Raw genomic sequence first — 26015 nt, 5'->3', positions numbered from 1 at the left:
CAGACCGCGACGGGCCGGGTCGTACGGGTGCCGGGGCTGTCAGGCCGCGACCACCACGGCCACCGAGTTGGTGGCGTTGACCGGTCCGCTGCCCGACGGAGTGGGGCCCGGGAGGGTCCTCTCGCCGCTCTTGGGAACGGATTCCAGGACGATGCGCCCCAGCCGGCTCAGGTCGGCCCGTGAGGGCTCCACCGGCGCCAGGTCGTTGTCTGCGGCGAGTTCGGCCAGGACGAGTTCGTCACTGACCTCCCGCAGCAGTACGGACATTCGTACGTCCAAAGCGTCGCAGATCGCCGACAGCAGTTCGGAGGACGCTTCCTTCTGGCCGCGTTCGACCTCCGACAGATAGCCCAGGGACACGCGTGCTGACGAGGACACCTCGCGTAGCGTGCGGCCCTGGTGCTGGCGCTGCCGACGCAGCACGTCACCTAGTAGGCGACGGAGCAGGATCATCGGTCGCTCCCTCCTAGGGCCACGGCTCTGTAGTGCGATACAGCCCCACCGTACCTGGCCCGTAGCTTGGGCGTACCCGGTCGGACATCCAGTTCATTCATGTATTCACTCATGGCTTAATGCGAGACAACTGTGCCGGACGGGGGTACGGGCGAGGCGTCCCCTTTGAAACTGACAATGCGTGCTGCAACCCCCGGATCACCCCGTACATTCCCTGGCGTGGCCGACCGGCAGCCCGAGGACCGAGCGCCGCAGGAGGTCCAGGGCCCGTACGGCGGTGAGCCCGCGGATCCGGTCCCGGTCGCCCGACAGGACGGGCGAGGAGACCACCGTGCCGCCGGGCCCGGCGACGGCGATGTGCACCGTGCCGACCGGACGGCCGTCCTGCGGGTCGGGTCCGGCCACCCCCGTGGTGGCGATGCCGAACGTACCCCCCAGTCTTCGCCGCACACCTTCGGCCATCTGAAGCGCCACGTCCGGGTGCACGGCGCCCTCGCGGGCCAGCAGGTCCGCGTCGACGCCCAGGAGTTCCGTTTTGAGGTCGGTGGCGTACGCGGTAACTGATCCGCGGACGGTCTGTGACGCGCCGGGCACCGACGTCAGCTGTTCGGCGACCAGGCCGCCGGTGAGTGACTCGGCCACTGCCACGGTCGCGCCGCGCTCCCGCAGGAGCCGGTTGACCACTGCGGCAAGCGGGTCGGGGTCCTCGCCGTACACGCAGTAGCCGAGCAGGTCGCGGGCCTGGGCCAGGGCCGCGGCCACGCCGGCCGCGCCGCCGGGACGGGTCGAGGTGAGCTTGACCCGGGTCTCCCCCGGGGACGCCAGGTAGGCGACCTCGACCAGGCCGTCGACGGCGAGTGCCTTCTCCAGCGGTGCCAGGCAGGAGGAGATGACACCTTCGCCCACACAGGAAGTGCGCAGCACCCGCTGGACCCGCGCGGCGGGCGAACCGGCGCGCTCCACCAGTTCGGGCAGCACCTGCCCGGTGACCATGGCGAGCATCTCGTGCGGGACTCCGGGGACCGCGTAGACCAGGGTCCCGGCGGTCTCCAGGGCGAGGCCGGGGGCGCTGCCCCGGGCGTTGGGCAGCGCCCGGCCGCCCGCGGGGACGTCGGCCTGCTGGAGGCCGAGCGCGGTCAGCGCGCGGTTCATGCCGGTGTACCGGTCGCGCAGCCACTGTTCGAGCGCGGGGTCGCGGTGCAGTCCGACGCCGGCGACCTGGGCCAGTGCCTCGCGGGTGCGGTCGTCGCTGGTCGGCCCGAGGCCGCCGCTGACGATCACCGCGTCGGCCCGGCGGACCGCCGTGCGCAGGACGTCGGCCATGTCGGCCAGCCCGTCACCGACGGTGGAGACCCCGGTGACCCGCAGCCCCGCCGTGGTCAGGAGCGAGCCCAGGACCGAAGCGTTGGTGTTGACGATGTCCCCGATGAGCAGTTCGTCGCCGATGGAGATGATTTCGACCTTCAACGGCACGACCCGCGTCATACGGGGACCTCTTCCTCACGTCCTCGGCGGCGGGCGGCACGGGCCCGGCTGCTGGTGCGGCGCAGCACCAGTGCCTGGCGAATGTAGTCGAGTCCGGTGACGGCCGTGGCGATAACGGCCAAGGCCATGACCCAGCCGCGGCCTGTCGCCAGGGGGCCGGTGATGACCAGGACGTACATGGCGATGGCCAGGCCCTGCAGCATCGTTTTGGCCTTGCCGCCGCGGCTCGCCGGGATCACGCCGTGCCTGATCACCCAGAAGCGGAGCAGGGTGATGCCGATCTCCCGGGCGAGGATCACGATGGTGATCCACCAGGGCAGGTCGCCGAGGGTGGACAGGCCGATGAGGGCCGCGCCCATCAGGGCCTTGTCCGCGATGGGGTCGACGAGTTTGCCGAAGTCGGTGACCAGGTTGTACTTGCGGGCGAGTTTGCCGTCGAACAGGTCGCTGATGCTGGCGACGGCGAACGCGGCCCAGGCCCAGGCGCGCCAGACGGGGTCGTGGCCGCCGTCGGCGAACAGCAGCCAGATGAAGACCGGGACGAGCAGGACCCGGGAGAGGGTCAGCATGTTGGCGATGTTCCAGATCCCGGCCGTGCCGGACGGGTCGCCCAGGGCGTCGGGCTTGGGCGGGTGGTTGGCCGCGGCCTCGCGGATGCGGTCGGCCGGTTTCTGCGCGGCGGCGCGGACTGCTTCGGCGTTGCGGGTGGCCGCCGCGCGCATGGCTTCGGTGTTGCGCTGGGCCGCGGCGCGCATCGTCTCGGTGCGCCGCTGGCGGACTCCGTCGCCCTGGGCGGCGCGCCGGGCCGCGCGCGCGTCGCGGCGGCGGGCGGCCTTGGCGGTGGGGCGCTGGAAGCGGGCGCTCTGGGTGCGTACGGCTTTGCGCAGTTGCCTGGACGTCTGCTTCTTGGACGCCTTCGCGCCGGGCCCGCCCGCGGACTCGCCGCCTGACGTGCCGCCGGTGCGGTCGTCCCCGGCGTCCGGGGGTGTCCGCGTCACTGCGGACCTGCCGCCGGGAGCAGGACTTCGATGAGGTCGGCGTACAGGTCGGCGCCTTCGGAGCCGGTGACCCCGGCGCGGACGATGTCGCCTACTCGCAGTCCTTCGCCGGTGACCGTGGTGGAGCCGTCGGTCTCGGGTGCCTGGTGGCCGGCGCAGCCTTCGTAGACGCCTTCTTCGAGTTCTTCCGTGATGAGGACGTCGATCGTGCTGCCGATCCGCTCCTCGGCGCGCTGCGAGACGAGTTCTTCGGCGAGGCGGGAGACGCGGTCCAGGCGTGCGTCGACGACTTCCTGGTCGAGCTTGCCGTCGTAGGTGGCGGCTTCGGTGCCGTCTTCGTCGGAGTAGCCGAACACACCGATGGCGTCGAGGCGGGCTTCGGTGAGGAAGCGCTCGAGTTCGAGGACGTCCTCCTCGGTCTCACCGGGGAATCCGACGATGAAGTTGGAGCGGGCGCCCGCCCCGGGGGCCTTGGCACGGGCCGATGCGAGCAGCGCGGTGAAGGACTCGCGGTCGCCGAAGCGGCGCATGCGGCGCAGGACGGGGTTGGAGGCGTGCTGGAAGGACAGGTCGAAGTACGGGAGTACACCCGGCGTCGAGGTGAGCACGTCGATGAGCCCGGGGCGGGTCTCGGCGGGCTGGAGGTAGTTGACCCGGACCCGTTCGATGCCCTCGACCTCAGCCAGCGCGGGCAGGAGGGTCTCCAGGAGCCGGATGTCGCCCAGGTCCTTTCCGTACGACGTCGAATTCTCGGAGACCAGGACGATCTCGCGGACGCCCTGCCCGGCCAGCCAGCGCACCTCGGAGAGCAGGTCGGCGGGGCGGCGGGAGATGAAGGAGCCGCGGAAGGACGGGATCGCGCAGAACGAGCAGCGGCGGTCGCAGCCGGAGGCGAGTTTGACCGAGGCGTACGGCGCGTTGTCCAGGCGGCGGCGGAGCACCTTCGGGCCCGAGGCGGGCGCGACACCGTCGGGCAGGTCCGCGGCACCGCCGTGGCCGGGGACGGCGACTTCCGACTTCTGGCGCTCGACCGGGGACAGCGGCAGGAGTTTGCGGCGGTCGCGGGGGACGTGCGGGACGTGTTTGTCGCCGGCGAGGATCGAGCGCAGGCGTCCGGCGATGTCCTGGTAGTCGTCGAAGCCGAGGATCGCGTCGGCTTCGGGCAGGGCCTCGGCCAGCTGCTCGCCGTAGCGTTCGGCCATGCAGCCGACGGCGACGACGGCCTGGGTCTTGCCGTTCGACTTGTGGTCGGCGGCTTCGAGCAGGGTGTCGACGGAGTCCTTCTTGGCGGACTCGACGAAGCCGCAGGTGTTGACGACCACGACGTCGGCGTCGTCGGCGTCTTCGGTCAGCACGAAGCCGTCGGCTTCGAGCCGGCCGGCGAGCTCCTCGGAATCGACCTCGTTGCGGGCACAACCGAGCGTGACAAGGGCGACAGAGCGAGGAGCGGACATAGTGGCAAGAGTACGTCAGCGTCGGCGTCCCGCAGGAACCGGGAAGGTGTCCGGGGGTCCTTGGGTGGTCACGGCCTAGTCGTCGCGGCCGTCGTCGGGCCCGTCCTTGGTCACGGTGAGGCGCGCGACCCGGCCGTCCTTGCCCGCCGTACCGTATTCCTTGCCGTTGACCGTGATGCGGAGCGCTCCGGCGTCGCCGACCACCAGTCTGATCTTCTCGGGGTCGTTGAACTCCTGCTTGCCGCCGCTGGGGATGATCTCCTGGAAGAGTTGCTTGCCCTTGCTGTCGACGGCCTGCACCCAGCTCTTGCCGTCGACGGTCTCCACGACGACCTGCACGCCGGCCGGTTTGGGTGCCGGGGCCGGCGGGGGTGGCGGCGGGGCCGCGGCCGGTGCGACGGCGGACGGAACGGGGCTCGGCGCCGCGGCGTTCTGTTTCCGGTCGCCGCCCCCGCCGTCGATGAACTGCACCAGGGCGAAGACCACGATGACGACGGTCGCCGCGAGTGCGGCGACCGGCCAGTTCGGACCTGACCTGGGCGCTCTGATCCGGTCGGATTCGAAGATGTCGGTGGCCCGGGGCGCGTCTTCGGCCGGGGTGCCGTAGTCGGCGGTGAACTCGGCCATCAGCGGCCCCGCTTCGAGGCCCAGGGCCTTGGCGAGGGTACGGATGTGCCCGCGGGCGTAGACGTCCCCGTGGCAGGCCGCGAAGTCGTCGCGTTCGACCGCCTCGATCACGGCGGGCCTGATGCGGGTGGTCTCGGAGAGCTGTCCGAGAGTGAGCCCGGCCCCGGCACGGGCCTCGGCGATGGTCTGGCCGATGGTCACGGAGGCACGCCTTTCGACGGGTCAGGCGGGCGGGACGTTCGTCAGACTAATTCAGCCACTACCCTCGGATGCTCATCCGCCACGCAACGTGGCCACAATCTGATCGATTTCATCCGGCTTGATCAACACGTCGCGCGCCTTGGAGCCCTCGGACGGGCCCACGATCCCCCGCGACTCCATCAGGTCCATCAGCCGCCCGGCCTTGGCGAACCCCACCCGCAGCTTGCGCTGGAGCATCGAGGTCGAGCCGAACTGGGTGGACACGACCAGCTCCGCCGCCTGGCACAGCAGGTCAAGGTCGCCGCCGATGTCCTCGTCGACCTCCTTCTTCTTCCCGCCCACCACCACGACGTCCTCGCGGTACGTCGGCTGGAGCTGCTCCTTGCAGTGCCGCACGACGCCTTCGAGCTCCTCCTCGGTGACGAACGCGCCCTGCATCCGGACCGCCTTGGACATGCCCATCGGCAGGAACAGCGCGTCGCCCTTGCCGATCAGCTTCTCCGCGCCCGGCTGGTCGAGGATGACCCGTGAGTCGGCGAGGCTGGACGTGGCGAACGCCAGGCGGGACGGCACGTTGGCCTTGATCAGGCCGGTGACCACGTCGACCGACGGGCGCTGGGTGGCGAGCACCAGGTGGATGCCCGCCGCGCGGGCCAGCTGTGTGATGCGCACGATCGAGTCCTCGACGTCGCGCGGGGCCACCATCATCAGGTCCGCGAGTTCGTCGACGATGACCAGGAGGTACGGGTACGGAGCCAGCACACGCTCACTGCCGGGCGGGGCGGTGAGTTTGCCCGACTTCACCGCGACGTTGAAGTCGTCCACGTGCCGGAAACCGAAGTTCGCCAGGTCGTCGTACCGCATGTCCATCTCGCGGACGACCCACTGCAGGGCTTCGGCGGCCTTCTTCGGGTTCGTGATGATCGGTGTGATCAGATGCGGAATGCCCTCGTACGCGGTCAGCTCGACCCGCTTCGGGTCGACCAGGACCAGGCGCACCTCCTCGGGCGTGGCCCGGGCCAGCACCGAAGTGATCAGGCCGTTGATGCAGGACGACTTCCCGGCGCCGGTGGCACCGGCCACCAGCAGGTGCGGCATCTTCGCCAGGTTCGCCATGACGAACCCGCCCTCGACGTCCTTGCCGAGCGCGACCAGGAGCGGATGGCCGTCGCTGACCGCCTCGTCGCTGCGCAGTACGTCGCCGAGGTTGACCATCTCCCGGTCCACGTTGGGGATCTCGATGCCCACCGCGGACTTGCCCGGGATGGGGCTGATGATCCGTACGTCCGCGCTCGCCACCGCGTAGGCGATGTTCTTGGCCAGGGCGGTGATGCGTTCGACCTTGACCGCGGGGCCCAGTTCGACCACGTAGCGGGTGACCGTCGGCCCGCGGGTGAAGCCGGTGACCGCGGCGTCCACGTTGAACTGCTCGAACACCGTGGTGAGCGCGGCGACGACGACGTCGTTGGCCTTGCTGCGCGCTTTGCCCGGGGGCCCCGCCTTCAGCAGCCCGGGGCCCGGCAGGTGGTAGGTCACGTCGCCGGACAGGCGCAGTTGTTCGCTGCGGGCCGGGGCGGGGGTGTGCTGCGGGGGCGCGGTCGCCGCGGGTGGCGTCGCGGTCACCGTCGGGGGGCGGGTACGGGCCGCGGGCACCGGGCCCGGGGCGGCGGCGGGCTGGACACCGGGGGCCCCGGCGTCGATCGCGTCCTGGCCTTCGCCGGCCACGCCCTGGCGGCGCCGGGGCGGGCTACGGCGCAGCCGGGGGGCTTCCCCGGCGTCGTCTCCGTCTTCGTCTTCGTCGTGCCCGTCGAAGTCCGGGTAGTCGCCGTCGGCGGGGACCCCGTCGGCCGGGAAGCCGAAGTACGCGCGGAACCGGCTGCGGATCTCGCGGACCGGGGTGGCGGTCACGACCAGGACGCCGAAGGCCGTCAGCAGGAGGAGCAGCGGGACGGCGACGAACGCGCTCGCCGCCGCGACCAGGGGCGTGGAGACGGCCCAGCCGACGAAGCCGCCGGCGTCACGCATCGCGGCCGCGCCGTCGGCGGGGCGCGGGGCGCCGCTGCCGATGTGCACGACACCGAGGACGCCGAGCAGCAGGGCGGCGCTGCCGACCGCGATCCGGCCGGTGTCCTGTCCCTGGTCGGGGTGCCGCATGATGCGCACGCCCAGCGCGGCGATCAGGACCGGGACCAGGACGTCGAGGTGGCCCACGGCGCCGGTGACGACGGTGCCGACGATTTCGCCGATCCAGCCGTCGAGGTTGCCCCAGGCGCAGGCTGCGATGAGGGTGGCCAGGAAGAGCAGGCCGAGGCCGACGCCGTCGCGACGGTGCTCCGGGTCGAGGTCGCGGGCGTCTTCGCCGATGTTGCGCAGCAGGCCGCCCAGGACGTGGGCAGTGCCCGTCCATATGCCCCTGACCAGGGAGTAGACGAGCGCGAAGAGCCGCTCGAGCAGGCCCTTGGGGGGCGGGGCGGGGGCCCTTTTCGGGGCCCGCTTCACCGCGGCCTTCCGGGGTGCGGCCTTCGCCGCAGGCCGGGACGCCGCCTTGGCGGCGGGGTTGGGAGCGGGCCGCGGGGCGGCCTTCTTCTTCGCGGCCGGTTGCGGCCGAGCACCGCCACCGGGTGCGCGAGTTGCCATGGGGGCAGGTTAGCCGCTGACCTCAGACGTCACACACGACACCGGAGGTGTGTTCTGTGCTTAAAGCGGGCCGGGCCACGCCCTGCCGGATTCGCTCGCACCTCACGAACCACTTCAGTCACCGCCCCGCCCCGGTGTCTGAAGCCGGCCGGGCCGGGTCCCGGACTCCGTCCGGGGTTTTCATCCGGCTGTACGGGTTCACCCGCCGTCGGCGTCGTCGTCCCCGGTGTCGGGGCCTTCGCCGGGGTGGTCGCCGCGGGTTGCCTCGGCGGGGCGGCCGCCGTGGCCGCCGTGTGCGGGGAGGAGTGCGTCGAGTGCGGCGCGCAGCCGCCCGATGCGGCGGCGCAGTTGGTTGGCGGAGACGGTGAGGCCCTGGTCGCCGGTCGACTCGACCTGTTTGGCCATGCCTTCGGCCTGTTCTTCGACTGCGGCCAGGCGGCCGGACAGTTCGGCGATGACGTCGTTGCCGGCGCCGCCGCCCGCGCTTTCGAGGCGGGTGCGCAGCAGGGCCGCCTGTTCGCGCAGGAGGCAGTTCTTCTTGTAGAGGTCGACGAACACCGACACTTTGGCGCGCAGGACCCACGGGTCGAACGGCTTGGAGATGTAGTCGACGGCACCCGCGGCGTAGCCGCGGAAGGTGTGGTGTGGTCCGTGGTTGATCGCGGTCAGGAAGATGATCGGGATGTCCCGGGTCTTCTCCCGGCGCTTGATGTGCGCCGCGGTCTCGAATCCGTCCATCCCGGGCATCTGCACGTCAAGGAGGATCACCGCGAACTCGTCGGTGAGCAGCGCCTTGAGGGCTTCTTCTCCGGATGTGGCGCGGACCAGTGTCTGGTCCAGCGCGGAGAGGATCGCCTCCAGGGCGAGCAGGTTCTCCTGACGGTCATCGACCAGGAGGATCTTGGCCTTCTCCGTCATGGCCCACCCTCTTCGGTCCGGCGCTGTCCCGGGTGTTGGCGGACCCGGCCGGCTGCTGTTCGTGTCGTCTCTTCTTTGTAACTGCTCTTCGGGACTGCGGTCGCGCTGGTTCGTCCTTCAGTGTTTTCCGGTCATCGTAGTGGGCCCGGGCGGTACCGGTCAGGCGATCCCGCCAGGTGGGTCGCCGGAGGTCACTGCGAGGGCCCCGCACCCAACCTAGCGTGCGCAAGGTGTGCGCGGGAGCCTCCCTGACGTTCCACCACCCTGTGGTACGTGCTACGGGCAGTGATGGTTCCCGGCGCAACGTGTCATGGGTGACTTTTCTGGAAATCGCAGCGGGACCGCGCCCGTTCCGGGGACGGGCGCGGTCGCCGGGGCCGTGCCGGGCGTCGCGAGCCCGGTCTGGATTTTCAGTGGCCTTCTAGCGGGCCAGCCAGGTGCGGATCAGGCCCAGGAGGTGGTGGGTGTCCACCGGCTTGGCGACGTAGTCGGACGCGCCGGAGGCGATGGCCTTCTCCTGGTCGCCCTTCATGGCCTTGGCCGTCAGCGCGACGATGGGGAGTTGGGCGTACTGCGGCATCCGGCGGATCGCGGTGGTCGTGGCGTATCCGTCCATTTCGGGCATCATGATGTCCATCAGGACGAGCTTGATGTCGTCGTGGCTCTGCAGCATCTCGATGCCTTCGCGGCCGTTCTCGGCGTAGAGCACGCTGAGTCCGTACTGCTCCAGGACGCTGGTGAGCGCGAAGACGTTGCGTACGTCGTCGTCGACGATCAGCACCGTCTCGCCGTGGAAGTTGCCTTCGAAGGGCCGCACGGCCGACTTGGGCCGGATCTCGGTGTGGGTGGGCCGGGCCGCGGTCATGACGTGTCCGGCCAGTGCGTCGGGTGTGGAGACCCGCTGCAGCAGCAGGATGCGGTGCCGGTAGGTGCCCAGGCGGGTGTGCTCGCCGCGGGTGGGCCTGGCCGGCAGGTGCACGACCACGGGCAGGTTGCGCAGTTCGTCGCGGGCCGCGACGGTGTCCAGGACCGTCCAGGCCTGCTCGCCGGGCAGCCGCAGGTCCACCACCAGACAGGCCGGCGGGCTCTCGGCGAGTGCGGTGATCGCTTCGGCGGCGCTGCCCGCGCTGCCCACCTGGATCGCTTCGTCGATCCCGGTCAGCGCGGTGGCCAGCGGGCCGCCGTCGGGCCTTTGCTCCTCGACGACCAGGACCCGCCGCTTGGGTCCGGCCTGCCGCTGCGGTCCTCCCGTACCGCTTTCGCCGTTATTCGACGGTGTGCCGAAGGAGACCGGCTGGCCGCTGCGGGGGCCGGTCGACGTCACGATCGGCGGGTTGCTCCGCGCGGGCAGGGCCAGCGGGGCGGGTCCGGACGGGAGGCCGAACAGGGGGGTGTCGCCCTCCGGCAGGACACTTTCCAGCGGCAGGTAGAGGGTGAAGACCGAGCCGCGGCCGAATTCGCTCTCCGCGTGGATCTCGCCGCCGAGCAGCCGGGCGATCTCCCGGCTGATGGACAGTCCGAGCCCGGTGCCGCCGTACTTGCGCGACGTCGTGCCGTCGGCCTGCTGGAAGGCCTCGAAGATGACCTTGAGTTTGTCCTCGGCGATGCCGATGCCGGTGTCCGCGACGGAGAACGCCAGGGCGCTGGTGGCCTGGTCGAGTTCGGTGCCGGTGACGGGGATGTCGTCGGTGACCGTGACCTCCACGCGCACCGAGCCGCCCTGGTCGGTGAACTTCACGCCGTTCGACAGGAGGTTGCGCAGGACCTGCTGGAGCCGCTGCTCATCGGTGTGCAGGTTGACCGGGACGTTCGGGGCGACCCGGGTGGTGAAGTCCTGCCGCTTCTCGGCGGTCAGCGGCCGGAACGTGGCGTCCACGTAGTCCATCAGCTGGGCCAGGGAGATCTTGGCGGGCCGGACGTCCATCTTCCCGGCTTCGACCTTCGACAGGTCCAGGATGTCGTTGATCAGCTGGAGCAGGTCGGACCCGGCCGCGTGGATGGTCTCGGCGAACTCCACCTGCTTGCGGGTCAGGTTCCCCTCGATGTTCTCGGCGAGGAGTTTGGCCAGGATGAGCAGCGAGTTGAGGGGCGTACGGAGTTCGTGCGACATGTTCGCGAGGAACTCGGACTTGTACTTGGAGCTGAGCGCGAGTTGTTCGGCGCGCTCCTCCAGGGCCTTGCGGGCCTCTTCGATCTCGCTGTTCTTGATCTCGATGTCGCGGTTCTGCCGGGCGAGGAGTTCGGCCTTGTCCTCGAGTTCGGCGTTGGAGCGGCGCAGTTCGCCCTGCTGGCGCTGGAGTTCCTCGCTGCGCTCCTGGAGTTCCTCGGTGAGGCGCTGGGATTCGGCGAGCAGCATCTCCGTCCGGGAGTTCGCCATGATCGTGTTGACCGTGACGCCGATCTGTTCGATCAGCTGCTCAAGGAAGTAGCGGTGCACCTGGGTGAAGGGGCTGAACGACGCGAGTTCGAGTACGCCGAGCAGCTGGTCTTCGAACAGGACCGGGAGGACGACCACGTTCGCCGGGGGCGCCTCGCCGAGCCCCGAGGAGATCTTGATGTAGCCGGGCGGGGCCTGTTCGACGAGGATCGAGCGCTTCTCCATCGCGGACTGGCCGACGAGCGACTGGCCGAGCCGGAAGCGGGTGGGGACGCCGCCGCCGTCCTGGTATCCGTACGACGCGATGAGGCGCAGCTCGACCGCGTCCTCCTGGGTGAGTTCGGCCAGGAAGAAGGCCCCGTGCTGGGCGTCGACCACCGGGGTGAGTTCGCTCATGATGAGCGCGGCGACCGCCATCAGGTCGCGGCGGCCCTGCATGAGGCCGGAGATGCGGGCGAGGTTGGTCTTGAGCCAGTCCTGCTCGCGGTTGGCCCGCGTGGTCTCGCGCAGGTTGGCGATCATCTGGTTGATGTTGTCCTTGAGCTCGGCGAGCTCGCCTGCGGCGTCCACGTCGATCTTCGGTGTGAGGTCGCCGAGCGTCACGGCGGTGGCGACCTGCGCGATGGCGCGCACCTGGCGGGTGAGGTTGCCGGCGAGTTCGTTCACCGATTCGGTGAGCTGCTGCCAGCGCCCGGAGACGCCTTCGACCTCGGCCTGGCCGCCGAGCATGCCTTCCGTACCGACCTCGCGGGCGACCCGGGTGACCTGGTCGGCGAACGCGGACAGTTGGTCGACCATCGTGTTGATGGTGGTCTTGAGTTCGAGGATCTCGCCCCGGGCGTCGACGTCGATCTTCTTGCTGAGGTCGCCGCGCGCCACGGCGGTGGTGACCTCGGCGATCTGCCGCACCTGCGAAGTCAGGTTGTTGGCCATCGAGTTGACGTTGTCAGTGAGGTCCTTCCAGGTGCCCGAGACCCCGGTGACGTGGGCCTGGCCGCCGAGCATGCCTTCCGTACCGACCTCGCGGGCGACCCGGGTGACCTCGTCGGCGAACCCGGACAGCTGGTCGACCATCGTGTTGATGGTCCCGGCGAGCGCGGCCATCTCGCCGCTGGCCTCGACGATGATCTTCTTGGACAGGTCGCCGTCGGCGACCGCCGTGGTCACCTCGGCGATGGACCGCACCTGGTTGGTCAGGTTCTTGGCCATGACGTTGACGTTGTCGGTCAGCGCCTTCCAGATGCCGGACACGCCCCGGACCCGGGCCTGCCCGCCGAGCATGCCCTCCGTACCGACCTCGCGGGCGACACGGGTGACCTCGTCACCGAACGCCGACAGCTGGTCCACCATCGTGTTGACGGTGTCCTTCAGCTCCAGCATCTCGCCGCGGGCGTCCACGGTGATCTTCTGCGACAGGTCGCCGCGCGCCACCGCGGTGGTGACCTCGGCGATGTTGCGGACCTGGAAGGTCAGGTTGTTGGCCATGGAGTTCACCGATTCGGTGAGCGCCTTCCAGGTGCCGGACACTCCCTTGACGTCGGCCTGCCCGCCGAGGCGGCCCTCCGTACCCACTTCGCGGGCGACACGGGTCACTTCGTCACCGAACGCCGACAGCTGGTCGACCATCGTGTTGATGGTGTTCTTGAGTTCGAGGATCTCGCCCCGCGCGTCGACGGTGATCTTCTGCGACAGGTCGCCCTTGGCGACGGCGGTGGCGACCTGGGCGATGGAACGCACCTGGTTGGTCAGGTTGCCGGCCATCGAGTTCACCGAGTAGGTGAGGTCCCGCCACACACCGGCGACCCCCAGGACCTGGGCCTGCCCGCCCAGCTGGCCTTCCGTACCCACCTCGCGGGCGACACGGGTGACCTCGCCGGCGAAGGCCGACAGCTGGTCCACCATCGTGTTGACGGTGCTCTTGAGCTCCAGGATCTCGCCGCGCGCGTCGACGTCGATCTTCTTGCTGAGGTCGCCCCTTGCCACGGCGGTGGTGACTTCGGCGATGTTGCGGACCTGCGCGGTCAGGTTCCCGGCCATGAAGTTGACCGAATCGGTCAGGTCCAGCCACACACCGGCCACACCCGGGACCACCCGGGCCTGCCCGCCGAGCCGCCCCTCACTGCCCACCTCGCGGGCCACCCGCGTCACTTCGGAGGCGAAGGCCGACAACTGGTCCACCATCGTGTTGACGGTGTTCTTGAGTTCGAGCATCTCGCCCGAGACGTCGACCGTGATCTTCTGCGACAGGTCACCCCGCGCCACGGCGGTGGACACCTGGGCGATGTTGCGGACCTGGCCGGTCAGGTTCCCGGCCATGAAGTTGACCGAGTCGGTCAGGTCCTTCCACGTTCCGGCGACCCCCGGGACCTGCGCCTGGCCGCCGAGGATGCCCTCACTGCCCACTTCCCGGGCGACACGGGTGACTTCCCCGGCGAAGCCGGACAGCTGGTCCACCATCGTGTTGACGGTGCTCTTGAGTTCGAGCATCTCGCCGGCCACCTCGACGGTGATCTTCTGCGAGAGGTCGCCCTGCGCGACCGCGGTGGTCACCTGCGCGATGTCGCGCACCTGCGCGGTCAGGTTGAAGAACGCGGTGTTGACCGAGTCGGTCAGGTCCTTCCAGATCCCGGCACCGCCCGGAACCTGCGCCTGGCCGCCGAGACGGCCGTCGAAGCCGACCTCACGGGCGACGCGGGTGACTTCGGAGGCGAACGTGCGCAGCGTGCCCGTCATCGAGTTGATGGTCTCGGCGAGCTGCGCCATCTCGCCGCGCGCGGAGACGGTGATGGTCTGCGAGAGGTCGCCGTACGCGACCGCGGTGGTCACCTGCGCGATGTCGCGCACCTGCGCGGTCAGGTTCCCGGCCATGACGTTGACGGAGTCGGTCAGGTCCTTCCACGTCCCCGACACGCCCTCGACCCGGGCCTGCCCGCCCAGGCGGCCCTCCGTGCCCACTTCCCTGGCCACCCGCGTGACTTCGCCGGCGAAGCCGGACAGCTGGTCCACCATCGTGTTGACGGTGTTCTTCAGCTCGGCCATCTCACCGGCCACCTCGACGGTGACCTTCTTCGACAGGTCGCCCTTGGCCACCGCGGTCGTCACCAGCGCGATGTCACGCACCTGCGCGGTCAGCCGCGAAGCCATGGTGTTGACCGACTCGGTCAGGTCCTTCCAGCTGCCGGAGACCCCGCGGACCCGGGCCTGCCCGCCCAGCTTCCCTTCGGTGCCTACCTCGCGGGCCACCCGGGTGACCTCGTCGGCGAACGCGGAGAGCTGGTCGACCAGGCCGTTCACCGTACGGCCCATGCGCAGGAACTCGCCGCGCAGCGGCGCCCGGTCGTTGCGCAGGTCCATCCGCTCGGAGAGGTCGCCCTCGGCGACCGACGCGAGCACCCGGCCGACTTCGACGGTCGGCCGTACGAGATCCTCCACCAGGGCGTTGGCCGCGTCGATGCTCGCCGCCCAGGCGCCCTCCCCCGGCCCCTGGTCGAGGCGTTCGATCAGTTTGCCCTCACGGCCCACCACCCGCCGCACCCGGGCCAGCTCGCCGGACAGGTGCTGGTTGCGGTCGACCACGTCGTTGAACACCGCGGCGATCTGCGCCATGGTGCCGTCCCCGGCCACCGTCATCCGGCGCCGGAAGTTGCCGTCCCGGACGGCGGTCAGGGCCTGGAGCAGCTCGCGCAGCTCACGCTCGTCCTCACGGCTGCGCCCCGCGGCCCGGCCCCGCGCGGGGGCCGTCCTGGTCCGGGCGGCGACAACCGTGCCGCGCCCCTCGCGCTTGGAAGCGTCTCCCATGTGTGATTCCTCCGCGGAACTGCCTCGAGGGGCCTGCCGGGCCGACGGGGCCGGGACGGGTCGTCTTTCATCTTCTGCGTCTGGTTCAGCTACACAGTGTTTCACCGTTGCGGTGGGCCCATAGACCCGTCCCGGGGAACCGATCGCATCCGATCACGTGTTCGCCCCGGAGGGAAGTGGTGGGGAAGTGACGGGAAAGCGTCGGGGAGGTGGCCCGGGTCCGGTGGTGGTGCGGTTCCACTCCTGGCCTGGTCAGAACTTGGCCATAGCTTGGTCCGGGCCCTGCTCGGGCCCTGCTCGGGCCTTGTTCTGGCCTTGTTCTGGCCTTGCTCGGGCCTTGTTCTGGCCTTGCTCGGGCCTTGCTCGGGCCTTGCTCGGGCCTTGTTCTGGCCTTGCTCGGGCCTTGCTCGGGCCTTGCTCAGGTCCTGCTCCCGTTCCGGCCCGGCGGAACTCCGGCCCTGCCCCGGGACCGGTCCGGTGGGGCTCCGCCGGGAAACAAAGGGCACGGGGCGGTTCTCCAAGGGGCCGCACGGGGCAAGCCTGCCGTGGGCGACGGACGACCGGATAGGGTTCACCCGGCCCGTCGGGTCACGTCGGGTGTACGGAAAAACTGCGGAGGGCAACGGACGGTCGATGGATTCTGACACCAGCATGGTCGTCACCGCCAAGGTGAGTGCGAGTTTCGCGCCCGAAGGGCGGTCGGTGGCGGCCGCCCGCTCGTTCGTCCGGCAGACCCTGTCCGACTGGGACGCCGGCGACGTGGTCGACGACGCCGTCCTGCTCGCCAGCGAACTGGTGACCAACGCCATCGTGCACGCCGGCACCACCACCGAAGTGACGTGCCTGCGCTATGGCGGCGGCGTCCAGGTGGAGGTGTCCGACCACTACCCCAGCCGCGAACTGCCCGCCCCCGTCGCCGCGTTCGACACCGACGACGAGTCGGGGCGGGGCCTGTTCCTGTCGGCCTCGCTGGCCGCCGCGTGGGGTGTCGAGTACACCAAGCACATCAAGCAGGTCTGGTTCCGGCTCGACCTGCCCGGGGCCACCTCAGCGACCGCGTTCGCCGGGCCCGTGCTGCCCGCCAACGACCTGCCCGGGGCCGTCCTGCCGGTCCAGGTCGCGGTGGTGCACGCCGACGCGCAGGGCACGGTCACCTACTGGAACCTGGACGCCGCCGCACTGTTCGGCAGCCCCGTGCCCCAGGCCACGGGGCTGCGCCTCGGCGACCTGATCGGCTGGCCGCAGACCCCCGGCATCGAGCTCACCCTCGACGAGATGCTCGAACTGTCACGCTGGCAGGGCACCTACGACATCTGCCACAGCGACGGCCGGGCACTGCCGGTGTTCGCCTCCCACGTCCGGCTGCGCGACAACGCGGGCGAGCCCGTCCTCGTGCTCCTCCTCGTCCCCGAACAGGCCCGCGCGGTCCTGGAGAACCGCGCCCCGTCCCGGGGCTCCATGGCCGCCGCGCACCCGCACGGGGACCACGAATGGGACGGCCTGGAGGGCATAAGCCGCCTCGGGCTCGAAGAGCTGCTGCAGCGCGCTGTGGAGCGCGCCCGCGACATCCTCGACGGCGACGCGGCCTTCCTGCTCCTGGCCACCGACGACGAGAGCGAGATGGAGGTACGGGCCACCACCGGCCTCCCCTCCACCCACAGTCGCTTCGCCAGGGTCCCCGTGGAGACCAGCGTGGGGCGCTACGGCTCAGCCAGGATGCCCGCCGTCCACGAGGACCTGGAGCCCGTCCCCGACGCCGTGCCGCTCCTCAGCGGCACCGGACTGCGCGCCGCGGTGACCGTGCCGCTCAAGGTCGAGGGCCGGCTCACCGGGACCCTCGGGGTCGCCTCGATGCGCCCCGGACGGTTCAACAACAACGACGCCACCCGGCTCCAGCGGGCCGCCGACCGGGTCTCACTGTCCGTGGAGAGCGCCCGACTCACCGAGTTGGAGCGGCTGCGCCGCGGCTCACTGTCCTTCCTCGCCGAAGCCTCCGACCTGCTGGCCGGCACCCTCGACCCCGAGCGCACGCTGCTGATGATCGCTCAGATCGTGGTGCCCAGGCTCGCCGAATGGTGCGCTGTACACAGCCTGGGCGAGCAGCACGAACCCCACCTGGGCTGCGTGTGGCACGCGGACGAACTGCGCATCGACGAACTGCGCGGGCTACTGGAAGCCGCGGAACTGCCGCGGACCCACCCCACGCCCGGGGCGCGCCGCTGGAGCGGACTGCGGAACCTGGCCGTGAAGACCGGCACGGGGCCCGGCCTGACCATCGGCGGGGCCGACGCGGGTGCCGGCTCCGGCGTCGGCTTCAGCGCCGACGGCGGGCACCGCGCGGACCTCACCGCGGGCGAGGTCGTCACGCTGCCGCTGGTGGCGCGGGGCCGCAACATCGGCATGCTGACCCTCGGAAACCCGCCCGGGGAGCGGTTCCGCCGCGAAACGCTGGAGCTGGCCGAGGACCTGTCCAGGCGGGCCGCGCTGGCGATGGACAACGCCCGGCTGTACTCGGAGAAGTACGCCAGCAGCCAGGCGCTCCAGCGCAGCCTCCTGCCTCCGGAGCTGCCCACCGTGCCGGGCGTGGACGTGGACGTGGTCTACCAGGCGTCGGGTGAGGGCAACGAGGTCGGCGGCGACTTCTACGACCTGTTCACCATCACCCCGGGCGAGCTGTGGGGCTTCGCCATCGGCGACGTGTGCGGCACCGGGCCGGAGGCCGCCGCCGTCACCGGCCTGGCCCGGCAGGCGCTGCGGCTCCTGGCCCGCGAGGGCATGTCGGTCCCGGAGGTCCTGTCGCGGCTGAACACGGCCATCCTGGAGGAGGGCCCGCGCAGTCGCTTCCTGACGCTGCTGCACGGCCACCTAGCCCCGCGCGCGGGCGGCGGCGTACGGCTGACCCTGGTCTCGGCCGGGCACCCGCTGCCGCTGCGCCTGCGCCCCGACGGCACTGTGGAGCCGGTGGCCACACCGCAGCCGCTCCTGGGAGTGCTCGACGAGGTCGACCTCGTCTCCGAGATCGTCGACCTGGACCCGGGCGACGTGCTGCTGTGCGTCACCGACGGGGTCACCGAACGGCGTGAGGGGTCCAGGATGCTGGGTGAGGACGGCCTGGCGTCAGTCCTGGCGGGCTGCACCGGCCTGAACGCGGGCGCGGTGGCGTCCCGGGTGCACCGGGCGGTGGAGAACTTCTGCGCGGAGCCCGCGAGGGACGACATGGCGATCCTGGTGCTGCGGGTGGCCGACTGACGGGGGTGTCCCGCCCGCCGGGTGACCGGCTGACCTCGCGATCCGGTGAGCGGCTGACCGGGTGACCGGACACAGAAGCGCCGGGTGCCCCTGCACGGGGCACCCGGCGCTTTCGCGTACGGGATCCTTATCGGTCCGTGAACCGGATCACGCGCTGAGGTGTCACACCTCGACGACGACCGGCAGGATCATCGGGCGGCGGCGGTAGGTGTCCGACACCCACTTACCGACGATCCGGCGGACCTGCTGCTGGAGCTGGTACGGCTCGGCGACGCCGTCGGCGGCGGCCCGGGCCAGCATCTCCTCGATCTTCGGGATGACGTCCTCGAACTTGGCGTCGTCGATACCCGAGCCGCGCGCGGTGATCGTCGGGCGGCCGACCGTCTTGCCGGTGGAGGAGTCCACCGCCAGGAAGACCGACACGAAGCCCTCCTCACCGAGGATCCGGCGGTCCTTCAGCGAGGCCTCAGTGATGTCGCCGACCGACAGGCCGTCGACGTACACGTAGCCGGCCTGGACCTTGCCGGTGATCCGGGCGATGCCGTCGATGAGGTCGACGACGACGCCGTCCTCGGCGATGACGATCCGGTTCTTCGGAATGCCGGTCGCGATGCCGAGGTCGGAGGCGGCCCGCAGGTGACGCCACTCTCCGTGCACGGGCATCAGGTTGCGCGGCTTACAGATGTTGAAGAAGTACAGGAGCTCGCCGGCCGAAGCGTGGCCCGACACGTGCACCTTGGCGTTGCCCTTGTGGACGACGTTGGCACCCCAGCGGGTCAGACCGTTGATGACCCGGTAGATCGAGGTCTCGTTGCCCGGGATCAGCGACGAGGCGAGGATGACGGTGTCACCCTCCACGATCCGGATCTGCTGGTGCGAGCGGTTGGCCATGCGCGACAGCGCGGCCATCGGCTCACCCTGCGAACCGGTGCACACCAGGACGACCTGGTCGGGCGGCAGGGTGTCGAGCGCCTTGACGTCGACGACCAGCCCGGCCGGGATCTTCAGGTAGCCGAGGTCGCCGGCCACCTTCATGTTGCGCACCATCGAGCGGCCGACGAAGGCCACCTTCCGGTCGTACGCGTACGCGGTGTCCAGGACCTGCTGGATGCGGTGCACGTGCGACGCGAACGACGCGACGATGATCCGCTGGTCCGAGTCGGCGAAGACCCGGTCGAGGACGCCCGCGATCTCCCGCTCGGCCGGGATGAAGCCCGGGACCTCAGCGTTGGTGGAGTCAGAGAGCAGCAGGTCGATGCCCTCCTCACCCAGCCGCGCGAACGCGGGCAGGTCGGTGAGGCGCTTGTCGAGCGGCAGCTGGTCCATCTTGAAGTCGCCGGTGTGCACCAGCAGACCGGCGTCGGTGCGGATGGCCAGGGCCAGCGCGTCCGGGATGGAGTGGTTGACCGCGATGAACTCGACGTTGAACGGGCCGAGCTGCTCGCGGTCGCCTTCCTTCACCTCAAGGGTGTAGGGCCGGATGCGGTGCTCCTGGAGCTTGGCCTCGAGGAGCGCCAGTGTCAGCTTGGAGCCGATCAGCGGGATGTCGGCCTTCTCACGGAGCAGGTACGGGACCGCTCCGATGTGGTCCTCGTGACCGTGCGTGAGCAGGATCGCCTCGATGTCGCCCAGGCGGTCCCGGATCGAGGTGAAGTCGGGAAGGATCAGGTCGATGCCCGGCTGCTCCTCCTCGGGGAACAGGACGCCACAGTCGACGATCAGCAGCCGGCCCTTGTGTTCCAGGACCGTCATGTTGCGGCCGATTTCGCCCAGGCCGCCGAGGGCCGTGACGCGAAGACCGTGTGCGGGAAGCGCCGGCGGTGCGCCGAGTTCCGGATGCGGGTGGCTCAAAAGGTTCTCCTTGCGTGGTGGTGTGCGGCGCCGTGCGGTCTGCGGACCCACCGGCCCCGTGCTTGTCGGCACGGGGCGGCGGACCCTTGGTCGGACCGCGTGTCGCCGGTACGTTCCGTCCAGATCCCCCCTGGGCGGAGCGCACTGGACAAGTGTCGCTCTGTTACTGCGCTTCAACTACTCCCGGGCGGTGGTCTCCCGGGCACTGTCTGGGTGGACCTGCGACTCGTCGGTCCGGTACTGGTTTGGTTCCCGCACAGGTGGTTGCCGTACTGGTTGGTTTCCATGCTGGCGGTCCCCGTGCTGGTTCGAACCTGCGCTGATTAGACCTGTACCCCGGCGGCGGCCAGATCCTGCCTGAGTACGGCGATCTCCTGCGCGGTCGCGTCCACGAGCGGCAGGCGCACGGGGCCGGCCGGGTGACCCTGGAGGTTCAGTGCGGCCTTGGTGAGGATCACGCCCTGGGTGCGGAAGATCCCCGTGTAGACCGGCAGCAGCCGCTGGTGGATCTCCCGGGCCTTGACCACGTCGCCCGACGTGTACGCGTCGATCATGGCCCGCAGCTCGGCGGACACCAGGTGCCCGACCACGCTGACCACACCCACCGCGCCGACGGACAGCAGCGGCAGGTTCAGGATGTCATCGCCGCTGTAGTAGGCCAGACCGGTGCGCGCCATGACCCAGCTCGCGCCGCCCAGGTCGCCCTTGGCGTCTTTGTTGGCGACGATCCGCGGGTGCCCGGCGAGCCGGACCAGCGTCTCGGTCTCCACCTGTGCGGCACTGCGACCCGGGATGTCGTACAGCATCACCGGCAGGCCGGTGGAGTCCGCGACTGTCGTGAAGTGACGGTACAGGCCTTCCTGTGGCGGCTTGTTGTAGTACGGCGTGACCACAAGGAGGCCGTGGGCCCCCGCCGCCTCGGCCTGGCGGGCCAGCCCGACGGTGTGGCGCGTGTCGTTGGTGCCGACACCCGCGACCACGTGCGCGCGGTCCCCGACGGCCTCGAGAACGGCCTGGACGACCTGGACTTTCTCCGCGTCGGTGGTCGTGGGCGACTCACCGGTGGTGCCGTTGACGACAAGTCCGTCGTTGCCCGAGTCGACCAGATGGGCGGCGAGACGCCGCACACCGTCCAGGTCGAGGGCGCCGTCGGCGGTGAACGGAGTCACCATCGCGGTCAGGACCCTGCCGAAGGGTGTACGGGGAGAAGAGGTCGGAGCCATACGCAAACCGTACCGGGGACTGCGCCGGTGCGGCGTGGAGGGCCGCCTGGTGATCACCGGATGGCCTCCGTCGGACCGGGACAGGGTGCGTCCGCGGCCCCGTGACACCCGGCACGGGGCCGCGGAACCGGTGCGGGTCCCACTTCGGGACCCGCACTGGACGCTGCTCCGGAACGCCGGGAAATTAGAGGACCCCAGCGCTACTTGCTCGGGGGTTCAAGCAGCGCTGGGGTCTGCTCTAAGTATCGGCACAAGTCATCCAAAATTTACAATTTCGGACGAAAAACCCTGAACATCACCCTTTGTGCCGATTGGTGGACTGTCTTGTGTAGGCCGTCAGGAGCAGTCGTACGCCCGTCAGGGTGCGACGCGGCCGTTCTTGTCGAACGCCGCGTGCGTCAGCGGCATGAGCTCCGCGAACGCCGCCTCCATCTTTTCAGCGACCATCTCGATCTCCCGCTGCGGGAAGGACGGGAACGTCGCGTCGTCACGCTGCGTACGCAGGCCGAGGAAATGCATCAGGGAGCGGGCGTTGCAGGTCGCGTACATCGAGGAGTACATGCCGACCGGGAGGGTCGTGCGGGCGACCTCGCGGGCCACGCCGGCGTCCAGCATCTCCAGGTAGGCCCCGTACGACTTGGTGTAGGCGCTGCGGGTCACCGCGTCCACAGTCTTGTGCTGTTCCGCGCTGCCGTCCACGAACCGGTAGTGGCCCGGCTTGCCCTCCTGGACCAGTTTGCGGTCCTCGGCGGGAATGTAGAAAACAGGGTCAAGACGCCTGTAGCGACCCGATTCCTCGTTGTAGCTCCATCCGACCCGGTGCCGCATGTGCTCCCTGAACACGAAGATCGGCGCACTGATGAAGAAAGTCATCGAGTTGTGCTCGAACGGGCTGCCGTGCTTGTCCCGCATCAGATAGTTGATGAGGCCCTTGGAGCGTTCCGGGTCCTTCTGGAGCTCGTCGAGGGACTTCTCCCCCGCGGTCGAGACGCGGGCCGCCCACAGCACGTCCTGATCGGAGGCGCTGGACTTGACCAACTCCACCGTGACGTCGCCGCGGAATCGGATGTCTGGGACTTCGGACGGGTCACTCACGCCGGGCAACTCCTCGTAGTGCGGGGTTTTTCAATCCGCCGCCCCGGCGGGATGCAGCACGCCGGGGAACGACCACTTATTGGACCACAGCACACCGGCAGCGCCGTCCCGGCGCAGCGGCGTGCGCCTCCGGTCGCACTGGGGTGCGCCGCGTGCGACCTGGGAGGTACGGGGCTGTCGGGGCGGATACCGCTTCTGGTTGGTCTTGAGCCGGATCCGGCCGGAACGGCCCTCAGGTGGGGCAGCCTGAGTATTCCGGACTGGCGTACGAGACCGCCTGCCGTCCCTGCATTCCAGGCCCTGCCTGCTAGGAGTGACCCATGTCCGTGAAGCGACTCGCGCAACCCGACAGCGGCGGAATATCCGACCCCCGCGTGGTGGACCTGAGGGCCCTGGACGGGGGTGGCTGGACCAGGGAGAGGGTGCTCCAGGCGTCCGTCGTGGCCGGGGCCGGGATCGCGGTCGTCGTGCTGGCTGTGGTCCTGGCCGGGCCTGCGCTGAACAACAGTCCGGAGGACCGGCCGGGGGGCGGGAGGGTGGCTCAGGAGCGTTGAGAGAGTAGTACCCCCGCGTTCCGGACGGGGATCCATCGAGTCACGGACAAGGCGGCTTACGGAGCGCTCGACGGGGTGGCCGTCCGCTGGTCCACCCACGCACCGCGTACGTCAGAACCACCCGACCCGAACCCTGAGATGTGCACCGTCACTGGCCCGTTGTCGCGATCGGCGATGCTGAAACGACGGTACAGGTCAACGCCCTGCCCCGGATCGACGCTAGGCGGATCGTCGCGGACAGTGGGACCGACCGGCGCCGGAGGGCATTCGCTTTTTTCATAGGTCGGGCACATAAGCAGCGTCGCCTCGACCTTGCGGGACTGCAGCGCCTGGTCCGAAGTGTTCTGCAAACGCAGTTTGACCACCACCAAGAGCCGGCCGGCCTGTGATTCCTTAGAAATCACTTCCGTTACGGCAACTTCCTGCACTCGTACATCGGCACCCTGACCGAGCGTCACCGGGTCCAGGCCGCCGATGGTGAGATTTGCCGGTGGAACACTCGGTGCGCTGCCTGAGTTGGCGCGTGGGACACCACTCGGGTCACCGCCCGGAGCCGGGGTGGAGCCCGACCCCCCGCCTGGCAGCCCCCCGCCCCTGCCGGGCGGCGTCGACAGTGGCCCCGGTTTCGCGGCAGGGACCGTCGGCCCCACCATGCACCCCGTCGCGAGCAACAGGGTTGCTCCGAGACACAGTGCCCGCGCATACGCCCCGTGCATGACCGACCACTCCCCTGCCCTCGGCCGTCTTCTGATTCCGGCCCCGTCCACCCTCGCACGGGGCCGGCCACCCGGGGAGGTTCCGTGCCCGTGTCGCCCGTAGGTGTGGTCCGCCACCCCGAGCCGTGTACGCGGCGGGGCCCGGGGGGCGAGAATCGGCGCGGGAAACACACAGCACGGCACGACGGGGAGGCCGAAGATGACGGTGGATGCGGGCGTACGTCCAGCACGGGGCGACGATGTGGAGGCGCTGGGGCGGGTGCAGGCGGTCGCCTGGCGCACGACCTACGCGGGGGTGCTGCCCGACGAGGTCTTGGCCGCCCTCGCCCCGGAGGCGCTGGCCGAGGGGTGGCGCGCGGCGGTCCTGACTCCCCCGTCGGACCGGCACCGGGTGCTGGTCGCGCACGGGGACGGGCTCGTGGTCGGTTTCACCGCCACCGCGCCGGCCACGGACCCTGATCTGGACCCGAAGAGCGCCGCGGAGGTACTGGTCCTGGTGGTGGACCCGGCGCACCGTGCGCACGGGCACGGGTCACGGCTCGCCGCCGCGGCGACCGACCTGCTGCGCGAGGACGGCTTCAGCACGGCGGTGGTGTGGGTACTGCGCGACGGGGACGGACCCCTGCGCGCGTTCCTCACGGAGACCGGCTGGGCGGCCGACGGAGCGGCCCGTGACCTGGAGCAGCCCGACGGCACCGCGCTGCCGCAGGTGCGGCTGCACACGGCGTTGTAGCCGGTCCTGCGCGGGTCCGGACTTCCAGGCTCCGCGCGGGGCTGTACGGAGCCTGCCCCAGCCCCGTACAGCCGGTATGCCCTGTACCCGTGCGGGGCGGCACGGGGCCTGACTCGGCCCCTGGACACCCGGCATGCTCCAGTACCCGTGCGGGGCGGCACGGGGCCCGGCGTCGGTGCTCCGGAGCCCGCACTCCACCGCCCGTGCCGGTCGGCACGGGCGGTGGAGTGCCCCGTACGAAGAAAATCCCCTCCGGCACCGGCCGGAGGGGATTTTCGCGCGCCTGTTCGGTGCGTCAGCCGGTCTTGACCGGCTTCGCGTCGCGGTGCAGCCGGATCGCCTGCAGCATCGCCCTGCGGCCCCGCGCGTTGTCCCGGGCGTCGGCGTAGGAGACCGCGAGCCGGTACCACGCGCGCCAGTCCTCGGGGGCTGCCTCGGTCTCGGCCTTGCGGACCTCGAAGACCGCGTCGGCGCTGTCGCGCACGATGCGGCCGTTGGGCTTGCGCTCCAGTTCGTCGGCGGGGAGGCCGCCTTCGGCCTCCAGTTCGCGGGCCAGCTTCTGCATGGTGAAGCCGAAGCTGAGTTCGCGCCAGATGTACCAGACGCCCACGAGCGGCACGATGAGGATGGCGAGGCCGAAGACGACCGTGACCGGGCGGCCGTCCTTGATCGCGAGCAGGCCGCGGCTGCTGACCAGGAAGACGTAGAAGACCAGGACTGCGATCAGGATGAGTGCGGTGACACGCTGCTTCACGCGCCCAGCTCCAGGAAGTTCTCCAGGCCCAGGGTCAGGCCCGGGGTGGAGACGACCTTGCGTACGCCCAGCAGTACGCCGGGCATGAACGACACGCGGTCGAAGGAGTCGTGCCGGATCGTCAGTGTCTCGCCCGTGTCGCCGAGGACGACTTCCTGGTGTGCGACGAGTCCGCGCAGGCGTACGGAGTGCACGTGGACGTCGCCGACCAGCGCGCCCCGGGCCCCGGGCAGTTCCTCGCGGGTGGCGTCGGGCATGGGTGGCAACTGTGCTGCGCGGCGGGCCCGGGTGATGAGGTCGGCCGTACGGGCCGCTGTGCCGCTCGGGGCGTCCGCCTTGTCCGGGTGGTGGAGTTCGATGATCTCGACCGACTCGTAGAACCGGGCGGCCTGTTCGGCGAACTTCATCATGAGCACCGCGCCGACGCTGAAGTTCGGGGCGATGAGGACACCCGTACCCGATGACTTTTCCAGCCAGCCCCTGAGTGTGGCGAGGCGCTCGTCGGTGAAGCCTGTGGTGCCGACCACGGCGTGCATGCCGTGCGCCGTACAGAATTCGAGGTTGTCCATGACCGAGTCCGGCACGGTCAGGTCGACGACGACCTGGGCTCCGGCGTCGGCCAGGGTCCGGAGACTGTCGCCGCGGCCGAGGGCTGCGACGAGGTCCAGGTCCGGGGCTGCCCCGACGGCTTTGACCGCCTCGGCGCCCATCCGTCCTCTGGCCCCGACAACTGCGACCCGCAGGGCGGTCATGTGCTCAGCTCCCCATCGTGGAAACACCTGGATACGCCTGGATACGCCTGGATACGCCTGGATACGCCTGGATACGACTGGATACAACTGGATACAACTGGATACAACTGGTATACGCCTGGATACGACTGGATACGACT

Annotated in this window: 17 protein-coding genes; 3 read left to right on the top strand and 14 right to left on the bottom strand. The window is 70.2% G+C overall.

The annotated features are described in order from the left end of the window. Positions 1-39: 39 nt before the first annotated feature. The 8 genes from AC0Z36_RS02835 to AC0Z36_RS02800 form a co-directional block, all read right to left on the bottom strand. The gene (locus tag AC0Z36_RS02835) at positions 40-453 is read right to left on the bottom strand and encodes a helix-turn-helix domain-containing protein (RefSeq protein WP_485461027.1); all 414 of its coding nucleotides are present in this window, start codon (positions 451-453) and stop codon (positions 40-42) included. Positions 454-651: 198 nt separating this feature from the next. Continuing rightward, entirely contained in the window at positions 652-1938 is a 1287-nt protein-coding gene (locus AC0Z36_RS02830) for a CinA family nicotinamide mononucleotide deamidase-related protein (protein ID WP_485461026.1), read from the bottom strand. Beyond that, positions 1935-2660 (bottom strand): CDP-diacylglycerol--glycerol-3-phosphate 3-phosphatidyltransferase, encoded by a 726-nt coding sequence (gene pgsA / locus AC0Z36_RS02825; RefSeq protein WP_485461176.1) that lies wholly within the window; start codon positions 2658-2660, stop codon positions 1935-1937. The genes AC0Z36_RS02830 and pgsA overlap by 4 nt, the downstream gene beginning before the upstream one ends. 272 nt (positions 2661-2932) lie before the next feature. Further along, a complete protein-coding gene (rimO, locus tag AC0Z36_RS02820) occupies positions 2933-4390 on the bottom strand; it encodes a 30S ribosomal protein S12 methylthiotransferase RimO (protein WP_485461025.1) in 1458 nt (485 codons plus the stop codon). A gap of 75 nt (positions 4391-4465) precedes the next feature. Further along, positions 4466-5218: a helix-turn-helix domain-containing protein gene (locus tag AC0Z36_RS02815; protein ID WP_485461024.1), complete on the bottom strand. Its 753-nt coding sequence runs from the start codon at positions 5216-5218 to the stop codon at positions 4466-4468. 72 nt (positions 5219-5290) lie between these two features. After that, complete coding sequence (locus tag AC0Z36_RS02810; protein ID WP_485461023.1) at positions 5291-7855, bottom strand: DNA translocase FtsK; 2565 nt, start codon at positions 7853-7855, stop codon at positions 5291-5293. Between the two features lie 198 nt (positions 7856-8053). Beyond that, the gene (locus AC0Z36_RS02805; protein WP_485461022.1) at positions 8054-8773 is read right to left on the bottom strand and encodes a response regulator; all 720 of its coding nucleotides are present in this window, start codon (positions 8771-8773) and stop codon (positions 8054-8056) included. A 421-nt stretch (positions 8774-9194) separates the two neighbouring features. After that, positions 9195-14780 (bottom strand): HAMP domain-containing protein, encoded by a 5586-nt coding sequence (locus AC0Z36_RS02800; protein WP_485461175.1) that lies wholly within the window; start codon positions 14778-14780, stop codon positions 9195-9197. Positions 14781-15581: 801 nt separating this feature from the next. On the opposite strand from AC0Z36_RS02800, the gene AC0Z36_RS02795 reads away from it, so the two are divergent. Further along, positions 15582-18197: a SpoIIE family protein phosphatase gene (locus AC0Z36_RS02795; protein ID WP_485461021.1), complete on the top strand. Its 2616-nt coding sequence runs from the start codon at positions 15582-15584 to the stop codon at positions 18195-18197. 162 nt (positions 18198-18359) lie between these two features. On the opposite strand, the gene AC0Z36_RS02790 is transcribed toward AC0Z36_RS02795, so the two are convergent. The 3 genes from AC0Z36_RS02790 to thyX all read right to left on the bottom strand — a co-directional run bounded on the left by AC0Z36_RS02790 (position 18360) and on the right by thyX (position 22366). Continuing rightward, positions 18360-20048, bottom strand: coding sequence for a ribonuclease J (locus AC0Z36_RS02790; RefSeq protein WP_485461020.1), 1689 nt, complete (start codon positions 20046-20048; stop codon positions 18360-18362). A gap of 323 nt (positions 20049-20371) precedes the next feature. Continuing rightward, positions 20372-21271 carry a 4-hydroxy-tetrahydrodipicolinate synthase gene (gene dapA, locus AC0Z36_RS02785; protein WP_485461019.1) on the bottom strand — a complete coding sequence of 300 codons (900 nt, stop codon included), beginning with the start codon at positions 21269-21271 and terminating at the stop codon, positions 20372-20374. A 357-nt stretch (positions 21272-21628) separates the two neighbouring features. Beyond that, positions 21629-22366 carry an FAD-dependent thymidylate synthase gene (thyX, locus tag AC0Z36_RS02780; protein WP_485461018.1) on the bottom strand — a complete coding sequence of 246 codons (738 nt, stop codon included), beginning with the start codon at positions 22364-22366 and terminating at the stop codon, positions 21629-21631. Between the two features lie 320 nt (positions 22367-22686). Here thyX and AC0Z36_RS02775 point away from each other — a divergent pair, with 320 nt between their 5' ends. Then, positions 22687-22920: a hypothetical protein gene (locus AC0Z36_RS02775; protein ID WP_485461017.1), complete on the top strand. Its 234-nt coding sequence runs from the start codon at positions 22687-22689 to the stop codon at positions 22918-22920. Between the two features lie 56 nt (positions 22921-22976). Here AC0Z36_RS02775 and AC0Z36_RS02770 read toward each other — a convergent pair whose 3' ends face one another. Further along, positions 22977-23378, bottom strand: coding sequence for a hypothetical protein (locus AC0Z36_RS02770; protein WP_485461016.1), 402 nt, complete (start codon positions 23376-23378; stop codon positions 22977-22979). A gap of 457 nt (positions 23379-23835) precedes the next feature. Here AC0Z36_RS02770 and AC0Z36_RS02765 point away from each other — a divergent pair, with 457 nt between their 5' ends. Beyond that, entirely contained in the window at positions 23836-24369 is a 534-nt protein-coding gene (locus tag AC0Z36_RS02765; RefSeq protein WP_485461015.1) for a GNAT family N-acetyltransferase, read from the top strand. Between the two features lie 295 nt (positions 24370-24664). Here AC0Z36_RS02765 and AC0Z36_RS02760 read toward each other — a convergent pair whose 3' ends face one another. Both AC0Z36_RS02760 and dapB read right to left on the bottom strand, forming a co-directional pair. Then, positions 24665-25123 (bottom strand): hypothetical protein, encoded by a 459-nt coding sequence (locus tag AC0Z36_RS02760; protein ID WP_485461014.1) that lies wholly within the window; start codon positions 25121-25123, stop codon positions 24665-24667. Beyond that, complete coding sequence (gene dapB, locus AC0Z36_RS02755; RefSeq protein ID WP_485461013.1) at positions 25120-25875, bottom strand: 4-hydroxy-tetrahydrodipicolinate reductase; 756 nt, start codon at positions 25873-25875, stop codon at positions 25120-25122. The genes AC0Z36_RS02760 and dapB overlap by 4 nt, the downstream gene beginning before the upstream one ends. Positions 25876-26015: the final 140 nt, after the last annotated feature.

Source organism: Kitasatospora sp. UYEF31 (genome assembly GCF_057291755.1).
The sequence above is the reverse complement of the archived record's forward strand: the minus strand, read 5'-3'. Positions and strand labels throughout refer to the sequence as shown.